Raw genomic sequence first — 1,638 nt, 5'->3', positions numbered from 1 at the left:
CTCTGCCCACGAGCCTAAAAAAGCGAAGGAGAAAGCCAGGACCTTGACCCTCAACCCCGAACCGAAACATACATAAAAGGCGGGTCAAATCTCGGTGGAAATGCCGGGTCAGTTCTCAGTGAAAATCAACAGTAGGCCTCCTGGATGACAGCGGTCAGCGCCTTCTCGGCCATGCGGCGCGGTTCGAGAAAACCGGGGAAGTAGGAGCCCTTCCTGAGCTTGGGGATGCGCAGCTCGACGGTGCCGGCCCGCGTCTCCAGTCGCGCTCGCGATAGCCGTTGCGCTGGGCCGTGCGCAATGGGTTCTTCTCGCCATAGGCGGCGCCGGTGGCGGCCCCAACCTCCAGCTCCATCAGCCGCTCGGCGGCAAAGCCGATCATCTCGCGCAAGAGATCGGAATCCGGAGTCTTCTCCACGAGCGCGCGCAGGTTCATCATGTCGTCGGTCATCGATGGTTCCTTCGAATCAGGTTGGTGTCAGCAACCCGACCTTACCGGCGAACCGTCGATGACCACCGCAAAGCCACTCGCTCGCTACAGCGCTATCGAGAGCGCGCTCGCGAGCGGCTTCGCTACCGCCGAGCTACACCACCTGTGGGGACGCGACCCGATTGTGGCGGCCGCCCAATGCGGTGTCTGTGCAATAGCGGCTATATTTTGCCGTTCCTATGGCGAGTAGAATCCTTCCGCGACCTAGAGCATCTCGCTCAAGTCACGCCAATGCCGCTAACGATGCCCTCACCAGACATTCTCGCCGTCACCCACGCGTATCGACTTCACCGCTCGGGAGTTTCGCGCACGCCTGTCGGGCTTCGCCTTCGATCTCGATCTTGCTCCGCGCTTGAAGATCGAAGCGCACCGTTACGGTACGCATGCGTGCATGCAGCACATCATCCAGCGTGCCGCGCATTTCATGCAGATAGGTCAGCGACGACTTCCCAAGCTTTTCTATAACGGTGCGAACGGTGACCAGAGTTCCCACCTCGGTTTCGTGCACGTAGTCGATCTCCATCCTCACATCCGCCCAGCCGAGCGTCGGCGTCAAACGGGGATCGGCGATCCTGCCGAGCAGCTGGAAACCGGCGTCGTCGAACATAGCGACGTAGTGACGGACGTTGAGATGGCCCATCGCGTCACACATCCAAGGATGGACGACGCCGACATAGGTTTCAATCGGGCGCGTCAAAACCCGACCTCGTTTCCGCCCTTGAGATCCAGCAACTGGCGGGCTTCGTCGGGGGTTGCGATTTCAAGCGACAGTTCGCCAAGGATGCGCTTGATCTTGGCGACCTGCTCCGCATTGCTCTTGGCAAGCGCGCCCTTGCCGATATAGAGACTGTCTTCCAGCCCGACACGCACATTGCCACCCATGATCGCACCCATCGTGCAGAGGTTCATCTGGTGCTTGCCGGCGGCAAGGATCGACCAGAGATAGTCGTCTCCGAACAGCCTGTCCGCCGTCCTGCGCATGTGCATCATGTCTTCGGCGTCGGCGCCGATTCCGCCCAGAAGTCCGAAGATCGTCTGGACGAAAAGCGGCGGCTTCAGCAGCTTGCGGTCTAGAAAGTGCGCAAGCGTGTAGAGGTGACTGACATCGTAGCACTCGAACTCGAATTTCGTGCCATAAGCCTGGCCGACTT

2 protein-coding genes and 1 pseudogene are annotated in these 1,638 nt (G+C 60.1%); all 3 read right to left on the bottom strand.

What is annotated here, in order from left to right:
• Nucleotides 1–131: 131 nt before the first annotated feature.
• Nucleotides 132–448, bottom strand: a pseudogene (locus tag EOA19_RS34855) (transposase); the annotation flags it as partial.
• A gap of 307 nt (nucleotides 449–755) precedes the next feature.
• Nucleotides 756–1,184, bottom strand: a complete 429-nt coding sequence (locus EOA19_RS34845; RefSeq protein ID WP_128306112.1) for an acyl-CoA thioesterase — start codon at nucleotides 1,182–1,184, stop codon at nucleotides 756–758.
• Nucleotides 1,181–1,638: 3-keto-5-aminohexanoate cleavage protein (locus tag EOA19_RS34840; RefSeq protein WP_164893130.1), on the bottom strand; the 458-nt coding region annotated here is incomplete at its 5' end. The genes EOA19_RS34840 and EOA19_RS34845, both read right to left, overlap by 4 nt.

The organism is Mesorhizobium sp. M7A.F.Ca.US.010.02.1.1 (assembly GCF_004023085.1).
Taxonomy (GTDB): domain Bacteria; phylum Pseudomonadota; class Alphaproteobacteria; order Rhizobiales; family Rhizobiaceae; genus Mesorhizobium.
The sequence above is the reverse complement of the archived record's forward strand: the minus strand, read 5'-3'. Positions and strand labels throughout refer to the sequence as shown.